The 17873-nt window shown below is 65.1% G+C and carries 15 protein-coding genes; 8 read left to right on the top strand and 7 right to left on the bottom strand.

The window, feature by feature from the left end; genetic code table 11:
- Window position 1: 1 nt before the first annotated feature.
- Window positions 2-1879: an ABC-F family ATP-binding cassette domain-containing protein gene (locus VRZ08_RS02735; protein WP_414531497.1), complete on the bottom strand. Its 1878-nt coding sequence runs from the start codon at window positions 1877-1879 to the stop codon at window positions 2-4.
- Between the two features lie 146 nt (window positions 1880-2025).
- Here VRZ08_RS02735 and ndk point away from each other — a divergent pair, with 146 nt between their 5' ends.
- Both ndk and VRZ08_RS02725 read left to right on the top strand, forming a co-directional pair.
- Entirely contained in the window at window positions 2026-2448 is a 423-nt protein-coding gene (gene ndk, locus VRZ08_RS02730; protein WP_011158602.1) for a nucleoside-diphosphate kinase, read from the top strand.
- A 73-nt stretch (window positions 2449-2521) separates the two neighbouring features.
- The gene (locus VRZ08_RS02725) at window positions 2522-3343 is read left to right on the top strand and encodes a TerC family protein (RefSeq protein WP_107356008.1); all 822 of its coding nucleotides are present in this window, start codon (window positions 2522-2524) and stop codon (window positions 3341-3343) included.
- 84 nt (window positions 3344-3427) lie between these two features.
- Here the strand turns inward: VRZ08_RS02725 and VRZ08_RS02720 are convergent, their stop codons facing one another.
- Window positions 3428-4204, bottom strand: a complete 777-nt coding sequence (locus tag VRZ08_RS02720) for a Crp/Fnr family transcriptional regulator (RefSeq protein WP_264052554.1) — start codon at window positions 4202-4204, stop codon at window positions 3428-3430.
- Window positions 4205-4697: 493 nt separating this feature from the next.
- Between VRZ08_RS02720 and VRZ08_RS02715 the strand changes: the two genes are divergently transcribed.
- The gene (locus VRZ08_RS02715; RefSeq protein ID WP_013502093.1) at window positions 4698-4901 is read left to right on the top strand and encodes a cold-shock protein; all 204 of its coding nucleotides are present in this window, start codon (window positions 4698-4700) and stop codon (window positions 4899-4901) included.
- Between the two features lie 63 nt (window positions 4902-4964).
- On the opposite strand, the gene purN is transcribed toward VRZ08_RS02715, so the two are convergent.
- Window positions 4965-5618: a phosphoribosylglycinamide formyltransferase gene (gene purN / locus VRZ08_RS02710; protein WP_414531496.1), complete on the bottom strand. Its 654-nt coding sequence runs from the start codon at window positions 5616-5618 to the stop codon at window positions 4965-4967.
- 8 nt (window positions 5619-5626) lie between these two features.
- Window positions 5627-6700 (bottom strand): phosphoribosylformylglycinamidine cyclo-ligase, encoded by a 1074-nt coding sequence (purM, locus tag VRZ08_RS02705; protein WP_414531495.1) that lies wholly within the window; start codon window positions 6698-6700, stop codon window positions 5627-5629.
- Between the two features lie 266 nt (window positions 6701-6966).
- On the opposite strand from purM, the gene VRZ08_RS02700 reads away from it, so the two are divergent.
- From VRZ08_RS02700 to ppx, 4 genes are all read left to right on the top strand, one after another.
- Complete coding sequence (locus VRZ08_RS02700; RefSeq protein WP_107344924.1) at window positions 6967-7512, top strand: CDP-alcohol phosphatidyltransferase family protein; 546 nt, start codon at window positions 6967-6969, stop codon at window positions 7510-7512.
- A 30-nt stretch (window positions 7513-7542) separates the two neighbouring features.
- Window positions 7543-8232 (top strand): DnaA/Hda family protein, encoded by a 690-nt coding sequence (locus VRZ08_RS02695; RefSeq protein ID WP_205502614.1) that lies wholly within the window; start codon window positions 7543-7545, stop codon window positions 8230-8232.
- A gap of 150 nt (window positions 8233-8382) precedes the next feature.
- Window positions 8383-10593, top strand: a complete 2211-nt coding sequence (locus VRZ08_RS02690; RefSeq protein ID WP_414531494.1) for an RNA degradosome polyphosphate kinase — start codon at window positions 8383-8385, stop codon at window positions 10591-10593.
- 12 nt (window positions 10594-10605) lie between these two features.
- The gene (gene ppx / locus VRZ08_RS02685; RefSeq protein WP_414531493.1) at window positions 10606-12111 is read left to right on the top strand and encodes an exopolyphosphatase; all 1506 of its coding nucleotides are present in this window, start codon (window positions 10606-10608) and stop codon (window positions 12109-12111) included.
- A gap of 21 nt (window positions 12112-12132) precedes the next feature.
- On the opposite strand, the gene VRZ08_RS02680 is transcribed toward ppx, so the two are convergent.
- The 3 genes from VRZ08_RS02680 to VRZ08_RS02670 all read right to left on the bottom strand — a co-directional run bounded on the left by VRZ08_RS02680 (window position 12133) and on the right by VRZ08_RS02670 (window position 15812).
- Window positions 12133-13056 (bottom strand): bestrophin family protein, encoded by a 924-nt coding sequence (locus VRZ08_RS02680; RefSeq protein WP_107344921.1) that lies wholly within the window; start codon window positions 13054-13056, stop codon window positions 12133-12135.
- Window positions 13053-14231: a ribonuclease D gene (rnd, locus tag VRZ08_RS02675; RefSeq protein ID WP_107344920.1), complete on the bottom strand. Its 1179-nt coding sequence runs from the start codon at window positions 14229-14231 to the stop codon at window positions 13053-13055. The genes VRZ08_RS02680 and rnd overlap by 4 nt, the downstream gene beginning before the upstream one ends.
- A gap of 102 nt (window positions 14232-14333) precedes the next feature.
- Window positions 14334-15812: a protein adenylyltransferase SelO gene (locus tag VRZ08_RS02670; RefSeq protein ID WP_414531492.1), complete on the bottom strand. Its 1479-nt coding sequence runs from the start codon at window positions 15810-15812 to the stop codon at window positions 14334-14336.
- A 259-nt stretch (window positions 15813-16071) separates the two neighbouring features.
- Between VRZ08_RS02670 and aspS the strand changes: the two genes are divergently transcribed.
- The gene (gene aspS / locus VRZ08_RS02665) at window positions 16072-17847 is read left to right on the top strand and encodes an aspartate--tRNA ligase (RefSeq protein ID WP_107344918.1); all 1776 of its coding nucleotides are present in this window, start codon (window positions 16072-16074) and stop codon (window positions 17845-17847) included.
- Window positions 17848-17873 lie beyond the last annotated feature (26 nt).

Raw genomic sequence — 17873 nt, 5'->3', positions numbered from 1 at the left:
CTCAGCTTTGCGCGGCGTCCTGCGCCGCGCTCGCTTCCAGCCACTTCTCTTCAGCAGCTTGCAAGGCCGCCTGCGCGTTGGCCCGTGCGGTGCTGAGCTGAGCAGCCTGTTTCGGATCGCGGGTGAAAAGCTCCGGGATCGCCAGCGCCGCATCGATCTTCTCGATGATCGCGGTGATCCGGTCGATCTCGGTTTCGGCGTCGGCGATCTGTTGCTTCAGCGAAACCGTCTTCTTGGGGCGCGGTGTCGACGCCTTGGCGGCGCTGTCATCGGCTTTGCGTTCCTTGGTCTCTGACGACGTCGTTCGGGCGCCACGGGACGACAGCACGGCCCGGCGATAATCGTCGAGATCGCCGTCGAACGGTTTCACCTTGTGCTCGGCCACCACCCACAATCGATCGGCGCAGGCGTCGATCAGATAGCGGTCGTGCGACACCATGATCACCGCGCCGGGAAAGTCGTTGATCGCCTCCGCCAGCGCCGCGCGGCTATCGATGTCGAGATGGTTGGTCGGCTCGTCGAGGATGATCATGTTCGGGCCGTAGAAGGTCGCGAGCCCGAGCAGCAGGCGCGCCTTCTCGCCGCCCGACAGGCTCTTGACCAGGGTATCGGCCGCCTTGCCGGAGAAGCCCATGGCGCCGGCACGCGCCCTGATCTTGCTCTCCGGCGCATCCGGCATCAGCCTGCGGACGTGGTCATAGGTCGAGCCGTCCTCGTTCAGCTCATCGAGTTGATGCTGGGCGAAGTACGCGATCGACAGCTTGTCCGCCCGCGTCACGGATCCCGAGAACGGCGCCAACCGGTTCGCCAGCAGCTTCACCAGGGTCGACTTGCCGTTGCCGTTGGAGCCGAGCAGCGCGATGCGATCGTCCGGATCGATCCGCAGCGTGACGTGGCGCAGCACGGGATGTTTCGGGTCGTAGCCGACCGCCACATTGTCGACCGCGATGATCGGCGGCGACAACGTTTTCTCAGGGGCAGGGAAGTTGATCTCTGGAGTGTCGTCCGCCACCAGCGGCGCGATCGGCTTCATCTTCTCCAGCATCTTGACGCGCGATTGCGCCTGCCGCGCCTTGGTGGCCTTGGCCTTGAAGCGGTCGACGAAGTCCTGCAGATGCTTGCGCCGCGCTTCGTCACGCTTGGCGTTCTTGGCGTCGAGCGCCAGCTTGTTGGCGCGGAAGTCCGCGTAGGCCGAGTAACTGCCACGGAAATGGACCAGCCGGCCGCGGTCGAGATGCAGGATCTCGTTGACCGATGTATCGAGCAAGTCGCGATCGTGGCTGATCACGATCACGGTGCGTGGATAGTTGGCGAGATGATCTTCCAGCCACATCGTGCCTTCGAGGTCGAGATAGTTGGTCGGCTCGTCGAGCAGCAACAGGTCGGGCGCAGCGAACAGCGTCGCGGCCAGCGCCACGCGCATCCGCCAGCCGCCGGAGAATTCCGAGCACGAGCGTGCCTGGTCGGCGGCGGAGAAGCCGAGGCCGCTGAGAATGGCGCTCGCCCGCGCCGGCGCGGAGTGCGCGTCGATGTCGACCAGGCGGGTCTGAATGTCGGCGATGCGGTGCGGGTCCTGGGCGGTTTCGGCCTCATGCAGCAGCGCGGCGCGCTCGATGTCGGCGGCCAGCACCACCTCCAGCAGCGTCTCGGGCCCGTTCGGGGCCTCCTGGGCGAGGCTGCCGATCCGCCACCGCGGCGGCAGGGTGATCCGGCCGGTCTCGGTTGCAAGCTCGCCGCGGATCGCGCGAAACAGGGTGGATTTACCGGCGCCGTTGCGGCCGATGAAGCCGACGCGAGCGCCGGGGGCGATCTGGACCGAACTTTGGTCGATCAACAGCCGTCCGGCGAGCCGGATCGAAATGTCGGTAAGCGTGAGCATGGCGCGTTTTGGCCGGGTCGGGCCGCAAAGGCAACCGGATCGAGCAGATCAGCGCCGGATGAATCGCCACCCGCAGCTTGCCCGCGCGCGGCGGCGCCGATATAAGCCCGGCAACTCCTCCCGCCCTTAGCTTTCAAGGACATTCCATGGCGATCGAACGGACTTTCTCGATTCTCAAGCCCGATGCGACCGAGCGCAACATCACCGGCGCGATCAACGCGCTGATCGAAAAGGCCGGTCTGCGGATCGTCGCCCAGAAGCGCATCCGCATGACCCGCGACCAGGCCGAGACCTTCTACGCCGTGCACAAGGAACGCCCGTTCTTCGGCGAACTGGTCGACTTCATGATCTCCGGCCCGGTGGTGGTTCAGGTGCTCGAAGGCGAGGGCGCGATCGCCAAGTACCGCGACGTGATGGGCGCGACCGATCCGTCGAAGGCGGCTGACGGCACCATCCGCAAGCTGCACGCCAAGTCGATCGGCGAGAACTCGGTGCACGGTTCGGACGCGGCGGAAACCGCCAAGATCGAGATCGCTCAGTTCTTCTCCGGCAACGAAATCGTCGGATAAGCATTACCCGTCGGACGTCCCCGGCCGCTGATCTTCGGCGGCCGCGGGATGCCGGCGCAGTCGGGGAAAGATCGTGGACTGGGTGCTGCACGTCTTTGACCCCGCGACCTTCTGGTCGATCGTCGCCCAATTCAAGAGCGGCGTGCAGCAGCCCGAATTCTGGATTTCCGTCGGCAAGATCATCTGGATCAACGTGCTGTTGTCTGGCGACAACGCGCTGGTGATCGCGCTCGCGTGCCGCGGGCTGAAGCCGAACCATCGATTGTGGGGCATGGTGCTCGGCGCGGGCGCAGCCGTCCTGCTACGCATCGTCTTCACCGGAATCGTCGCCACGCTGATGGAGTGGCCGTATCTGAAGTTGGTCGGCGGCCTGGCGCTGCTGGTGATCGCCGCCAAGCTGGTGGTCCCCGAGAACGAAGACGAAGACAGCGTCAAAGCGGCCTCGCATCTGTTGCATGCCGTTCAGATCGTTGTCGTTGCCGACATCATCATGAGTCTCGACAACGTCATCGCGGTGGCGGCTGCCGCGGATGGCAGCGTGCCGCTGCTGATCCTTGGGCTCGCAATCAGCGTTCCGCTGATCGTGGCGGGCGCGGCACTGATCCTGATGGTGCTGGAGAAACTGCCGATTCTGGTGTGGGCCGGTGCTGCGCTGCTCGGCTGGATCGCCGGGCAGGTGATTGCCACCGATCCGGTCGTGCTGCCTTTGGTGCACAAGCTCGATGCGCCGATCGGCGGTCAGCTCGACGCGCTGTTCGCAATGGTTGGGATGTACACGCACCTCGCCGGCAACGGCGGCGTCGGCGAGCACTTGTTCGCCGTGGTCGGCGCCATCGTGGTGCTGATCGCGGGATCGATCTGGCGAAGCCGGCAATCGGTCGAGCAGGGCGCCTAACCGCAGCTTGCCGCTACCGCGCCGGACAACAAAAAAGCGAGCCGGGCGGCTCGCTTTTTCCATGAATCTGAAAGTCGGCTGGTCTCAGGCAGTTCCGGCGACTAAGCCGTGGTGGCTGTGATCGGCCCCATCGTGACCGCAGCACTCAACGGTGCGGGTGCGATCATAGGCTTCGCGCACAATGTGGTAGCAATCGCAGGTGCGGCTTTCCAGCGCCTGGCGATCCACGATCCGCACCGCGCCGCGGCGCTTCTCCACCACACCTTCAGCCTCGAGCTGCAGCAGCGCGTTGGTGATGCTCGCACGGCGAACGCCCATGCTGGAGGCGAGCAGTTCGTGCGTGATGTACAGCACGTCGCTTTGAATGCGATCGTTCGCCAGCAGCAGCCAGCGTGCGAGACGCTGATTGATTTCGTGCTTGGCGGCACAGAGCACGCTCTGTGTATTCTGGGCGATCAGAGCCGGCACGTATCGCAGCATCTCTTCGCGGATCTGCGGCCGGTCGGCCATCAGCCGTGCCAGATCTTCGGCCTCGACCCTCAGGGCAGTTCCCGGCATGCACACGACCGAGCGCTGCGACGCGACATCGGCTCCCAGCACTAGCGGAACCCCGACGTAGCCGAAATAGCCGACCATGGCCGTTTCAACGAAGTCGGTGCGGGTTCCAGAGAGGTGCGACACCAGGCCGTCCTCGATGAAGTGCACGCATTCGACGCGTCGGTTGGCCTCCTGCAGTACAGCGCGACCGCGAAACTCGACCGGCCGGAGCAATGGTTTAAGCGCTTCGAAATCGTCCGGTGCGAGCTGCGCCAGAATTCGATTTCTCACCGCAGGAGAGCTAGCTTGAAGATCGTTCGCCAAAATATCAACGGCTCCTTGGTGATGGATGGATGTCCGTGGAACCGGCTACGCCGATTCAGAAGGGAGCTTACCGGACAGAGGCGGGGGTGGCCACGTCTCGCAGGTGTCCAATATTGTCGCATCCTCGCCGCAGTGACGACGCAGTTCTGCAGTGCAGCAAACAGCAGCGCTGATCAGATGCGCGAAATTGAGTCAGTGCGAGTGAAACAGGCAGCAGCGGTGGAGCGGACGAACTACGCGTGCTGCAGATTGCAGCGTGCGCTGCATCGGAACTGATCAGTTACGCTACGTACTACACGAGATCAGAACGGTGCGTTGCGCGACACTTGCTATACCACAAATTTCGTGTTGCAATTGACCCGCAATCGGATCTGGCCCCTTCGGCTTTATGTTTAGCGACTGGGAAATCGATATCGCATTGGGTTCGCCGTTTGTGGCGTGGCACGCGGGCAGCGTGCCGCGTCTTTTTTGTATCTAGATCGGGAGGCAGGCGATGCAAAAGGGCACCGTCAAATGGTTCAACCCCACAAAAGGGTATGGCTTCATCCGTCCGACCACGGGCGATAAGGACGTTTTCGTCCATATTTCGGCGGTCGAGCGCGCTGGGCTGAGCACGCTCAACGAGAACCAGGCGATCGAGTACGATCTGGTCGAAAATCGCGGTCGTACCTCGGCGGAGAACCTGAAGATCTCCTAATTCAAGGCCGAAGGTTCGTCGGACTGCCCCCGGTCGAAAGCCGGGGGAATTTCGTGCTGCCGCTCAGCTGGCCGCGGGCACGATCAGCGTTCGCTCAGCTGCGCTTTGCGTGGCGGACCGGCAGAGATCGCCGTCGAACCGGAGCAGGCCGGCAGCGAGCAGCCGTAGCGCCTCTGGGTAGATGCGATGCTCGACCGCGAGCACGCGCGCGGCCAGCGTGTCGGGCGTGTCGTCGTCCTGCACCGGCACCGCGCCCTGGACGATGATCGGGCCTGCGTCGGTGTCCGGCGTGACGAAGTGCACGGTGGCGCCGGAGATCTTGACGCCGGCGCGCAATGCCTGGCCATGCGGATCGAGGCCGGGAAACGACGGCAGCAGCGACGGGTGGATGTTCAGCATCCGGCCGTACCAGCGCTGCGCGAACTCGGCCGTAAACAGCCGCATGAAGCCGCCGAGGCAGATCAGCTCGATGCCGCGCGTGTCGAGTTCGGCCTGCAGCTTGGCTTCGAACCCGGCGCGATCTTTGCCGAACGGCTTGCTTTCGATCACCACGGTGGCGATGCCGCTGCGTTCGGCGATCGCAAGACCGCCTGCCGTCGCTACGTTGGAAATCACCACAGCGATCTCGGCCGGAAACCCGTCCTCAGCCGCGGCTTCGATCAGCGCGGCCATGTTGGAGCCGCGCCCGGAAATCAGGATAGCAACGCGAGGCTTCATCGGCGCGCTCACCAGGCGAGGTCGAGGTGGCCATCATAGACCACACGCTGTTCGCCCTTGGCGGCAATGACCTGACCGAGCAGGTGCACGCTCTCGCCGCTGGCGGTGAGGCTCTCAGTGACCTGATCGACGGCGTCGGCCTTGACGATCATGACCATGCCGATGCCGCAGTTGAAGGTGCGCAGCAGTTCGAGCTCGGCGATCTCGCCTTGTTCGGCGAGCCACTTGAACACCGGCAGCACCGGGATCCGCGGCAGGTCGATGCCGACGCCGAGATGCTTCGGCAGCACGCGCGGGATGTTCTCGGTGAAGCCGCCGCCGGTGATGTGCGCGAGGCCTTTGATGGCGCCGGTGTCGCGGATCGCCTGCAGGCAGGACTTCACATAGAGCTTGGTCGGCGCCAGCAGCGCACCGCCGAGCGTCATCACCGGCGAGAACGGCGCCGGCGCGTCATAGGGCAGGCCGGATTTCTCGACGATCTTGCGGACCAGCGAGAAGCCGTTGGAGTGCACGCCGGAGGAGGCCAGCCCGATCACCGCATCGCCTTCGGCAATGTCCTTCGACGGCAGCAGCGTGCCGCGTTCGGCGGCGCCGACCGAGAAACCGGCGAGGTCGTAGTCGCCGTCCTTGTACAGGCCGGGCATTTCGGCGGTCTCGCCGCCGATCAGCGCGCAGCCGGACTCGCGGCAGGCTTCCGCCACGCCGGCGACGATCTCGGCGGCGGCCTCGGGATCGAGCTTGCCGCAGGCGAAGTAATCGAGAAAGAACAGCGGCTCGGCGCCTTGCACCACGAGGTCGTTGACCGACATCGCCACCAGGTCGATGCCGATGCCGGCGTGCAGCCCGGCGTCGATCGCCACCTTGATCTTGGTGCCGACGCCGTCGGTGGCGGCGACCAGCACCGGATCCTTGAAGCCGGCCGCCTTCAGATCGAACAGGCCGCCAAAGCCGCCGATCTCGGAATCCGCACCGGCCCGTGCGGTGGCGCGCACCATCGGCTTGATCAGATCGACGAGCCGGTTGCCCGCATCGATGTCGACGCCGGAGTCGGCGTAGGTGAGGCCGTGCTTCCGCTCGGTCATGCCCGGTTTTCCCAATTCAAGCTGTGCGGCACCCGGGCATCCGTCGCCAGGGCGGAGCCCGCCGTCGATTTCGCCGGCGCGACGACGCTAGACCTAAGTCCCGCTTGTCCGCGCCCAGCCGATGTTTTGGGGTGGTTACGTCGGATTCCGCCAGCGTGCAATGGCTCGCAAGGGGACCCAGCATGGTCTATGTAGAAAACCAGCCCGCTCAACCGTCGAAAGTCGAGGTTTTTCGGCGGATTTGGGCCGGAAGCCGGGAACGTTGCGTGAGCATTCCAAACATCATTACGCTTTGCCGCATCCTGTTGGTGCCGGTGATCGTCTGGGCGATCGCGTCCAATGAGATGGAAATCGCCTTCGCGGTGTTCGTGGTGGCCGGGGTCAGCGACGCGGTCGACGGGTTTCTGGCCAAGCGCTTCAACATGTCCAGCGAGCTCGGCGCGCTGCTCGATCCGCTCGCCGACAAGGCGCTGCTGGTCTCGATCTACGTCTCGCTCGGGATTTGGGGCGCGATCCCGCGCTGGCTGGTGATCCTGGTGGTGTCGCGGGACATCATGATCGTCGGTGCGGTGATGATCTCCTGGGTGTTCGGGCGGCCGATCCCGATGAAGCCGCTGATGGTGTCGAAGCTGAACACCGTTGCCCAGGTGTCGTTTGCCGCGCTGATCCTCGGCGCACTCGCCTTCGGCTTCGAACCGGCGCCTTACGACCTCTTTCTGATGGGCGCGGTGACCGTCTTGACCTTGCTTTCCGTCTCCCTCTATCTCGTCGAGTGGATGCGGCATATGAGCACGATCGAGCCAAGCCGTTGACCGCGTCGGCCGGCCGCGTTTTGGGCCGGCATGGAGCGCCCCGTGCCAGTTCGCGTTGAACCTCGACAATTAGCCCTCGACCTGCCGCATGCCGAAAGCCTGTCGCGCGAGGATTTCCTGGAAGGTTCAGCCAACACCGCGGCGCTGTCTCTGATCGAGAGCTGGCCGGACTGGCCCAACCGTATCATGATGCTGGTTGGCCCCGAGGGCAGCGGCAAGAGCCATCTGGCAGCGATCTGGGCCGAACTGGCTGGCGCACGGTCGACCGCGGCGCAGGCGCTGAATGCCGCGGCGGTGCCCGGCGCGCTGGCGACCGGCGCGGTGGTCGTGGAGGATCTCGTCCCCGGCAGCTTCGACGAGCGTGCGTTATTTCACCTAATGAATATGGCGCGGGAAGACGAGGCCTACGTGCTGTTCACAGGCCGGGTCGAGCCGGCAGCCTTGTCGATCGACCTGCGCGACCTGAAGTCGCGGCTGCGGGCCGTGCCGGTGGTGTCGTTACTGCCGCCCGACGATGCGCTGTTTCGCGCCCTGATCGTGAAGTTTTGCGCCGACCGCCAGATGTGCATCGACGCTGCGCTGGTCGGCTACCTCGCCAACCGGATCGACCGGTCATTCGTGGCCGCCCGCCAGGTGGTGGAAAAGCTCGACACCATGGCGCTGCGGCTCGGGCGTCCGGTGACCCGGGCGCTCGCCTCCGAAGTGCTGCGCGCCGACTAGCGCCCGCCCTGCGGCATATGGCGGGAAGGCGGGCCGCTTGACGGTTTCTGCGCCTCGTTTCTCAATGTCATGGAAACGTCATGCAGCGTCAGCATTGTCTCGCGGCGCCGCAGCCGCGGTGCGCCCCATCCTGGTCTGGATCAATTTCTCATGGACTCCGAGCAAGTGATTGCCATCGAAGAGAAAAAAGGCGAAGCCGAGCCGGCGTCGATGATTGCCGCCGGCCCCGAGCGATTCATCAATCGCGAGCTGTCATGGCTTCACTTCAACCGTCGGGTGCTCGAAGAATCGGTCAATCCGCACCACCCGGTGCTGGAGCGGGTGCGGTTTCTGTCGATTTCGGCCAACAACCTCGACGAATTCTTCATGGTCCGCGTCGCCGGTATCAAGGCGCAGATCCGCGAAGGCATCACCGAGCGCAGCCCGGACGGCCTGACGCCGTCCGAACAGCTCGCGCTGATCAACGAGGCGGTCTCCAAACTCGCCAGCGACCAGCAGTCGATCTGGCGGGAGCTGCGCGGCGTGCTCGCCGAATCCGGTATCCTGTTGCTGGACGGTAAGGACGTCACCAAGGCGGAGCGCGCCTGGATCGAGGATCACTTCCTCCACAACATCTTCCCGCTGCTCACGCCGCTGGCGATCGACCCGGCGCATCCGTTCCCGTTCATCCCGAGCCTCGGCTTCACCATCGGCCTGCAGCTGGCGCGGGTCTCCGACGGCAAGCCGATGAATGCGCTGATCCGGATGCCGGCGCGGATCGACCGTTTCATCCGTCTGCCCGGGAATGGGCGCGACCAGGCCGTCCGGGTGATGACGCTGGAGCAGGCGACCTCGCTGTTCATCGGGCGGCTGTTCCCCGGCTACCACGTCAAGGGGCAGGGCTCGTTCCGGATCATCCGCGACAGCGAACTGGAAATCGAGGAAGAGGCCGAGGATCTGGTGCGGCTGTTCGAGACCGCGCTGAAGCGGCGGCGGCGCGGGTCGGTGATCCGGATGGAGGTCGACTCCTCCATGCCGGAGGAGCTGCGCGTGTTCGTGCAGCGCGCGCTCACCGCGGCCGACGACGAGGTGTTCCTGGTCGACGGCGTGCTGGCGATGAACGAGCTGTCGCAGCTCACCCGGGTCGATCGTCCCGACCTCGAATTTGTGCCCTATGTGCCGCGGCATCCGGAGCGGGTGCGCGACCATGGCGGGGATATCTTCGCGGCGATCCGGCAGAAAGACCTGATCGTCCACCACCCGTATGAATCGTTCGACGTCGTCGTTCAGTTCCTGCAGCAGGCGGCGCGCGATCCCGACGTCGTCGCGATCAAGCAGACGCTGTACCGCACCTCGAACAACTCGCCGATCGTGCGCGCGCTCGCTGAAGCCGCCGAGGCCGGGAAGTCGGTTACGGCGCTTGTTGAGTTGAAGGCGCGGTTCGATGAGGAAGCCAATATCCGCTGGGCGCGCGACCTTGAGCGCGCCGGCGTGCAGGTGGTGTACGGCTTCCTGCAGCTCAAGACCCACGCCAAGCTGTCGCTGGTGGTGCGGCGCGAGGGTGGCAGCCTGACCACCTACATCCACACCGGCACCGGTAACTACCATCCGGTGACGGCGCGTATTTATACGGACTTGTCGTACTTCACCTCCGATCCGATCCTCGGCCGCGACGCTGCCCGGGTGTTCAACTACATCACCGGCTACGCCGAGCCGAGCGACATCGAGAAGATGGCGGTGTCGCCGATCACGCTGCGCAAGACCATGCTCGAGCACATTCGCGGCGAGACGACCTTTGCCCGCCACGGCAAGCCGGCCGCGATCTGGCTGAAGATGAATGCACTGGTCGACCCCGAGATCATCGACGCGCTGTACGAAGCCTCGCGCGCAGGGGTCTCGGTCGAACTGGTGGTCCGTGGCATCTGCTGCCTGCGGCCGGGCGTGCCGGGGCTGTCGGACAACATCCGGGTCAAGTCGATCATCGGCCGGTTCCTGGAGCACGGCCGTATCTATTGCTTCGGCAACGGCTACGGCCTGCCGAGTGCCAAGGCGGCGGTGTACATCTCCTCCGCCGACATGATGCCGCGCAATCTCGACCGCCGGGTCGAAGTGCTGTGCCCGATGCTCAACCCGACCGTGCATCAGCAGGTGCTGGAGCAGATCATGGTCGCCAACCTGAAAGATACCGAGCAAAGCTGGCGGTTGTTGCCGGACGGATCGTCGACGCGTATGAAGGCGGCCAAGGGCGAGGAGCCCTTCAACGTCCACAACTACTTCATGACCAATCCGAGCTTGTCCGGCCGTGGGAAGTCGCTCCAGGAATCCTCACCCCGCCGGCTCACCCGGCGTGCTGAACGTCAGCAGTCCCAGCAGTCTTCCTAAGGGACGACGACGTTGAGCAAGCAGCCGCACAGGCGCGAACCCAGCGTCGCCGTCATCGACATCGGCTCGAACTCCGTGCGCCTCGTGGTCTACGAGGCGCTGGCGCGCAGTCTGGTCACCGTCTTCAACGAGAAGGCGCTGTGCGGCCTCGGCCGCGAAGTTCAGACCACCGGGCTGCTGACGAAGGATGCCGTCAGCAAGGCGCTGGTGGCGCTCCGGCGGTTTCGTGCGCTGATCCGGGTGATGAAGGTGGGCAAGGTGTTCGCGATCGCGACCGCCGCCTGCCGCGACGCCAAGAACGGTCCCGAATTCATCGCCGAGGCCGAACGGATCTGCGGCGTCACCATCGAGATCCTGTCGGGACCGCGCGAAGCCAAGCTGTCGGCGCTCGGGGTAATCTCCGGCGTGCACAAGCCGAACGGCGTCGTCGGTGATCTCGGCGGCGGCTCGCTCGAACTGATCGATGTCCGCGGAAACGCGGTGCGCAAGGGCGTGACCCTGCCGCTCGGCAGCCTGGCTCTGCAGGACGCCTCGCAGAAATCACTCAAGCGCGCCGAGCGGATCGCGCAGCAACTGCTGTCCCAGGCGGGACCGCTGAAGACCGCCCGCGGCCGCACGTTCTACGCGGTCGGCGGCACCTGGCGTGCGCTCGCCCGGATCCACATCATCCAGAGCGGCCACTCGCTTAAAGTGATGCACGGCTATTCAATCTCGGCAGCCGAAGCCTTGCGGTTCGCGCAGCGGCTGCGGGTGCTGGCGGCTGCTAATCAGCTCGCCGATATCGAAGTGGTCGCGGATGCGCGGCGGCCGCTGCTCGCCTATGCGGCGGTCGTGCTCGAATACGTCATCCGCATTGCCAAGCCGAAGACGATCGTGTTCTCGACCTACGGCGTGCGCGAAGGACTATTGTACGAGCAGCTGCCGCCGGCAGAGCGCGCCAAGGATGGGCTGCTGTGCGCCGCGCAGAACCTGAACCTGCTATTGTCGCGGTCGGCGCGGCATGCCGAGGAACTAATCGAGTGGACCGATCGGCTGTTCCGCGTCGCCAAGGTCAAGGAAACCGATGAGGATCGCCGGCTCCGCCGCGCGGCCTGCCTGATGTCCGACGTCGGCTGGCGCGTACATCCGGATCATCGCGGCGAGCAGACCCTGTCGCTGATCGCCAATGCCAATTTCGGCGACGTCACCCATCGCGACCGCGCCTTCATGGGACTGTCGGTGTACTACCGCTACGCCGGCTTCAGCGAACAGAACGAGCCGCCGATGTCGGCGCGTGAGCTGGTGACCGAAGCGCTCGACGAACGCGCCCGGCTGCTCGGCGCCGCGTTCCGGGTGGCGCATCTGATCAGCGCGGCGCGGCCCGGCGTACTGCCTGCGACGCATTTCCGCACCGAGGGCCGCAAGCTGATGTTGGTGTTCGAGCACAGCCTGGTCGATCTCGTCGCCGACCGCGTCGGCAGCCGGTTCAAGCAGCTCGCAAAGATGGTCGGGCGCTCAGGGACGATCGTGCTGCGCTGAAGCGGCGCGGCTAGCCGCAGCTCACACCAGGATGTGGTTGACCGGCTTCGGCAGGGGCGGCAGGTCGGTTTCGCCGAGCGCCTCGCGCAGGTTGATCTCGATCGTATCGGCGAGCGCGGCGATCGGCAGATCGTTGGGCAGTTGGCCGAACGGCTCTTCCAGCTCGGAGCCGAGCGCGTCGAGGCCGAAGAAGGTGTAGGCCGCCAGCGCCGTGGCGAACGGCGTTAGCCAGCCGAGCGTGTTGGCGAAGCCGAACGGCAGCAGGAGGCAGAACACGTAAGCGGTTCGGTGCAGCAGCAGCGAATAGCCGAACGGCACCGGTGTCGAACGGATGCGTTCGCACGCAGCCTGAACCATCGCCATCTGGCCGATGGTGCGATCGATGATCTGGAATGGGATGTCGCGTAGTTCGCCGCTACGATGCAGCGCGGCGAGCTCAGCCTGCATCGCCGAGAGAATGACTTCGGGCGCGTTGCAGCTGGCCTCATAGCGCGCTCGGGTTTCGGCGGTGAGATGGCGCGTCACCTTGGTGGTGTCGCTTCCTGGGCGAAGATGCAGCACCAGCGCTTGGGCGAAAGCCATCGCCAATCTCAGCAGCGTCCGCCGGCTGCGCTCCGGCTCTTCGCCGGAGCAGGGCAGGATCTGCGTCTGCCGCGCCAGATTGCGGCTGAGACAAATCAGCTCGCCCCAATGCCGGCGAGCCTCCCACCAGCGGTCGTAACAGGCGTTGTTGCGGAAGCCCATGAAGATCGACAGCGCGATGCCAAGCACCGTGAACGGCGCGCTGTTGAAGTCCGAGACGAGGCCCGGATAGGCGTGATGTGCCCACACCACCGCGACCGACAGGGCCGCGATCAGCAGCGCCTGCGGAAAGATCCGCTGCACCACCGAGCCTTGAACCAGAAAGAACAGCTGAAGCAGATTAGGCTGCGGTCGAACGATCATTGTTCGGCGCTTGAGCTCCGAGTGGCGGCGCTGCGGTCGACCTGAATCACCTTGCCGCGTTCGATCGCAAGCGACAGCCGGCCGTGCTTCAGGGCGAGAGCCGCCTCGCCGAACAACTCGCGGCGCCAGCCGCGTAGCGCGCCGACATCGGCGTTGTCGTCGGCCGCGATCTGTTCGAGGTCGTCGACGGTCGCGATGACTTTGGCGGCGACCGCGTGGCGCTCGGAAGTCATCCGCAGCAGCACCTTGAGCAGTTCGACGATCGCGGTGCCGTTGGAGTTGTTCCGCGGCTTGTCGATCTTCGGCAGCGAAGCCATATCGCGCGCGAGCCCGCGCTGCACCGCTGCGACGATCTCGGTGCCCCATTTCGACCGATCGAACCCCTTCGGCAGCGAGCGCAGGTTGGCTAGCTTCTCCAACGAGGTCGGCGCGTGGGTGGCGATGTCGCCGAGCGCATCGTCCTTGAGCACGCGCGAGCGCGGCACGTCGCGGCTCTGCGCTTCCTGCTCGCGCCACGCGGCGATCTCCATCAGCACCGCGAGCTCTTTGGGCTTGCGCACGCGGGTCTTCAGTCGTTCCCAGGCGCGCTCGGGGTGGACGTCATATGTATTCGGCGAGGTCAGGACTTCCATTTCCTCGCTGACCCAATCGCTGCGGCCGCGCTTCTTCAGGTCGGCATCGAGTGCGGCGAACACGTCGCGCAGATGGGTGACGTCGGAGACCGCGTAGTGCACCTGCTCCTGGGTGAGGGGGCGGCGCGACCAGTCGGTGAAACGATGGGTCTTGTCGGGACGGTGGCCGGTGATGCGCTCGACGAGCTGATCGTAGGCGATGCTGTCGCCATAGCCGAGGACCATCGCGGCGACCTGGGTATCGAAGATCGGATGCGGCACGATCCCGGCGCGGTGCCAGACGATTTCAATGTCCTGCCGGGCGGCGTGGAAGACTTTCAGTACCTGCTCGTTCGCCATCAGGTCGAAGAACGGCTTCAGGTCGATGCCTTCGGCGAGCGCGTCGATCACGAGCGCTTCGTCGGCACTCGCCATCTGCACCACGCAGAGCAGCGGATAGAACGTCGTCTCGCGCAGAAACTCGGTGTCGACCGTAATGACGGGATGGCGGGCGAGACGGGCGCAGGCGTCGGCAAGCTGCTCGGAAGTTGAAATCAGGTCCATTAAACTCTGTCGCGTTCGGGGGACGGTTCGGGCGACAATCGGCCGCGCCGGCTGCCCAAAGCCGTCGAATCCGGTCCACTAGACACGCTCACCCGGCGGCGATCAAGTTCCGCAGAAGGTTTCCAGCACCCGTTCATGGGGCTGCGGCGGCTCCGCATAGCGGGCGAATTCCGCCTGTTCCTCGAAGGGGTTGGCGAGCACCGTCAGGATCTCTTCGAACGGCGTGAAATCGTTTCGGTCGACGGCGGCCCGGATTACCGCCTCGATCCGGTGATTGCGCGGGATATAGGCTGGGTTGACCCGCCGCATCGCGGCTTGGCGGGTCCCGGCATCCTCCGGCTCGGCTGCGATCCGGGCGCGCCACCGCGGGGCCCACTCGTCGAACGCCGCCGGATCGGTGAACAGGGCCCGAACCTCGCCAAGGTCGGACGGATCGCCGGCAGCATCGCTCAGCCGGCGGAAGCCGAGCGTGAAGTCGGCTTCGCCCTTGGCCAGGGCAGCCAGGAATTCCTGCGACAGTTGCTGATCGTCTGGCTGACTGGTGAACAGGCCGAGCTTGGCCGCCAGCTTGGCCAGATAGGCGGCGTTGAACCGCTCGGCAAAGCCGCCGAGCGCGGTCTGGGCGATTTCGATGCCCTTGTCGTCGTCATCCGCCAGTAGCCGGACCAAGCATTCGGCGAGCCGGGTCAGGTTCCACAGTGCGATCGGGGGCTGGTTGCCGTAGGCATAGCGACCGAACTGGTCGATCGAGGAATAGACGGTCTTCGGATCGAAGGTGTCCATGAAGGCGCAGGGGCCGTAGTCGATGGTTTCGCCGGCAACCGAGCAGTTGTCGGTGTTCATCACCCCGTGGATGAAGCCGATCATCATCCAGCTCGCCACCAATTCCGCCTGCCGACCGATTACGGCTTCGAGCAGGGCCAGATAAGGCGAGGGCGCCTGCGCCGCGTCCGGGTAGTGGCGGGCGATGGCATGGTCGGCGAGCGCCCGGACGCTGTCGAGATCGCCCCGGGCGGCGAAATACTGGAACGTGCCGACCCGAATATGGCTGGAAGCCACCCGCGTCAGCACCGCGCCGGGCTGGATCGGATCGCGCAGCACCGTTTCACCTGTCAGAACCGCGGCGAGCGATCGCGTGGTGGGGATGCCGAGCGCGGCCATCGCTTCGCTGACGACGTATTCGCGCAGCACGGGACCGAGCGCGGCGCGGCCATCGCCCATCCGGGAAAACGGCGTGCGGCCGGCGCCCTTGAGCTGGATGTCGCGGCGAACGCCGTTCCGGTCGACCACCTCGCCGAGCAGGATCGCCCGGCCGTCGCCGAGCTGCGGCACGAAGTTGCCGAACTGGTGGCCGGCATAGGCCATCGCGATCGAGGCTGCGGTCTCCGGCATTTGGTTACCGGAGAGGATCGCGGCACCCTCGGGCGTCTTGAGCAGGTCCGGGTCAAGCCCGAGCTGGACCGCGAGCGGGCGGTTCAGCTTGATCAACCGAGGGGCGGCGACCGGCGTCGGCGCAACCCGCGCGAAGAAGTTCGGCGGGAGCGCCACGTAGCTGTTGTCGAACGGAAAATGCGCTGTCATCGATCACCAGTTAAGAACGCTTCGCCGTTTCGACAATCCGCCGGAAACCGGCCGGTTTCAACAGCTTCCGCGGAAAAGCTGCAATCCGGAGGCGGGTAGGCGAAAGGTTGTGAAGGGGACTTGCGGCCTGCTTGGAACGCGGTGGTCCCCCGTTCCGCATTTGGTTGCCGCGGTGGGTTCGCTCGGGTAAACCCTGACGCTCTCCGCAACGGCTTGCGGACACGCGATTCTGCCTAAAGACGGCTTTCCCGGGATTTCCATGCACCGTTATCGAACCCATACCTGCGGCGCGCTCCGCGACAGCCATATCGACCAGACCGTTCGCCTGTCCGGCTGGTGTCACCGCATTCGCGACCATGGCGGCGTGCTGTTCATCGATCTGCGCGACCATTACGGCATTACCCAATGCGTCGCCGATCCAGATTCCCCGGCATTTAAGGACGCCGAAAAGCTCCGCGCCGAATGGGTGGTGCGGATGGACGGCCGTGTCCGCCGCCGCCCCGAGGGCACCGAAAATCCCGACCTGCCGACCGGCGCGGTCGAAGTGTTCGTGACCGAGATCGAAGTGCTCGGCCCGGCTGGCGAACTGCCGCTGCCGGTGTTTGGCGAGCAGGAATATCCGGAAGACGTGCGGCTGCGGTATCGCTTCCTCGACCTGCGCCGCGAGAAGCTGCACCAGAACATCATGACGCGTGGCGCCATCGTCGACTCGATGCGCCGGCGGATGAAGGAGCAGGGCTTCTTCGAATTCCAGACCCCGATCCTGACGGCGTCGTCGCCGGAAGGTGCGCGCGACTTCCTGGTGCCGAGCCGCATCCATCCCGGCAAGTTCTACGCGCTGCCGCAGGCGCCGCAGCAGTACAAGCAGCTGCTGATGATGTCGGGCTTCGACCGTTACTTCCAGATCGCGCCGTGCTTCCGCGACGAAGATCCGCGCGCCGACCGTCTGCCGGGCGAATTCTATCAGCTCGACGTCGAGATGAGCTTTGTCACCCAGGACGACATCTTCGCTGCGATGGAGCCGGTGATCACCGGCGTATTCGAGGAATTCGCCAAGGGCAAGCGCGTCACCAAGGGCTGGCCGCGCATCGCATTCGCCGACTCGATGCGCAAATACGGCACCGACAAGCCTGACCTGCGCAACCCGATCGAGATGCAGGACGTCTCCGAGCATTTCCGCGGCTCCGGCTTCAAGGTGTTCGCGCGCATGCTCGAAGAGCAGCGCAACCAGGTTTGGGCGATTCCGGGTCCCGGCGGCGGCTCCAGAGCGTTCTGCGACCGCATGAACTCGTGGGCGCAGGGTGAAGGTCAGCCCGGCCTCGGCTACATCATGTGGCGCGAAGGCGGCGAGGGCGCCGGTCCGTTGGCGAACAACATCGGACCGGAGCGCACCGAAGCGATCCGCGCCGCGCTCGGCCTCAAGGCCGGCGATGCCGCGTTCTTCGTGGCCGGCGATCCGTCCAAGTTCGTCAAGTTCGCCGGGCTCGCGCGCACCAAGGTCGGTGAGGAATTGAACCTGATCGACAAGGATCAGTTCTCGCTCGCCTGGGTCGTCGACTTCCCGATGTACGAGTACAACGAGGACGACAAGAAGGTCGACTTCTCGCACAACCCGTTCTCTATGCCGCAGGGTGGCATGGATGCGCTGACGTCGCAGGATCCGCTGACCATCAAGGCGTTCCAGTACGACATCACCTGCAACGGCTACGAGATCGCCTCGGGCGGCATCCGTAACCATCGCCCCGAGGCGATGGTGAAGGCGTTCGAGATCGCGGGCTACGGCGAGCAGGAAGTGATCGACCGGTTCGGCGGCATGTACCGCGCCTTCCAGTACGGCGCTCCGCCGCATGGCGGCATGGCGGCCGGCGTCGACCGCATCGTGATGCTGCTGTGCGGCACCACCAACCTGCGCGAAATCTCGCTGTTCCCGATGAATCAGCGTGCCGAAGATCTGCTGATGGGTGCGCCGTCCGAGGTGTCGCCCAAGCAACTTCGCGAACTGCACATCCGGCTCAATCTGCCCGACACTAAGTAAGCGTCGGGCAGCGAGTCGAAACCAAC

This window comes from Rhodopseudomonas sp. G2_2311 (assembly GCF_047501505.1).
GTDB lineage: Bacteria > Pseudomonadota > Alphaproteobacteria > Rhizobiales > Xanthobacteraceae > Rhodopseudomonas > Rhodopseudomonas palustris_H.
Note: the sequence above shows the minus strand (reverse complement) of the source record. Positions and strands in the feature narration are given on the sequence as shown.

What these genes read in the sequence shown, in the direction of transcription:
- VRZ08_RS02695 (WP_205502614.1), top strand. Translation starts at nt 7,543, where the DNA reads ATGGAGCGCCCCGTGCCAGTTCGCGTTGAACCTCGACAATTAGCCCTC.
- ndk (WP_011158602.1), top strand. Translation starts at nt 2,026, where the DNA reads ATGGCGATCGAACGGACTTTCTCGATTCTCAAGCCCGATGCGACCGAG.
- VRZ08_RS02690 (WP_414531494.1), top strand. Translation starts at nt 8,383, where the DNA reads ATGGACTCCGAGCAAGTGATTGCCATCGAAGAGAAAAAAGGCGAAGCC.
- purN (WP_414531496.1), bottom strand. Translation starts at nt 5,618, where the DNA reads ATGAAGCCTCGCGTTGCTATCCTGATTTCCGGGCGCGGCTCCAACATG.
- VRZ08_RS02735 (WP_414531497.1), bottom strand. Translation starts at nt 1,879, where the DNA reads ATGCTCACGCTTACCGACATTTCGATCCGGCTCGCCGGACGGCTGTTG.
- VRZ08_RS02670 (WP_414531492.1), bottom strand. Translation starts at nt 15,812, where the DNA reads ATGACAGCGCATTTTCCGTTCGACAACAGCTACGTGGCGCTCCCGCCG.
- VRZ08_RS02715 (WP_013502093.1), top strand. Translation starts at nt 4,698, where the DNA reads ATGCAAAAGGGCACCGTCAAATGGTTCAACCCCACAAAAGGGTATGGC.
- aspS (WP_107344918.1), top strand. Translation starts at nt 16,072, where the DNA reads ATGCACCGTTATCGAACCCATACCTGCGGCGCGCTCCGCGACAGCCAT.
- purM (WP_414531495.1), bottom strand. Translation starts at nt 6,700, where the DNA reads ATGACCGAGCGGAAGCACGGCCTCACCTACGCCGACTCCGGCGTCGAC.
- rnd (WP_107344920.1), bottom strand. Translation starts at nt 14,231, where the DNA reads ATGGACCTGATTTCAACTTCCGAGCAGCTTGCCGACGCCTGCGCCCGT.
- VRZ08_RS02680 (WP_107344921.1), bottom strand. Translation starts at nt 13,056, where the DNA reads ATGATCGTTCGACCGCAGCCTAATCTGCTTCAGCTGTTCTTTCTGGTT.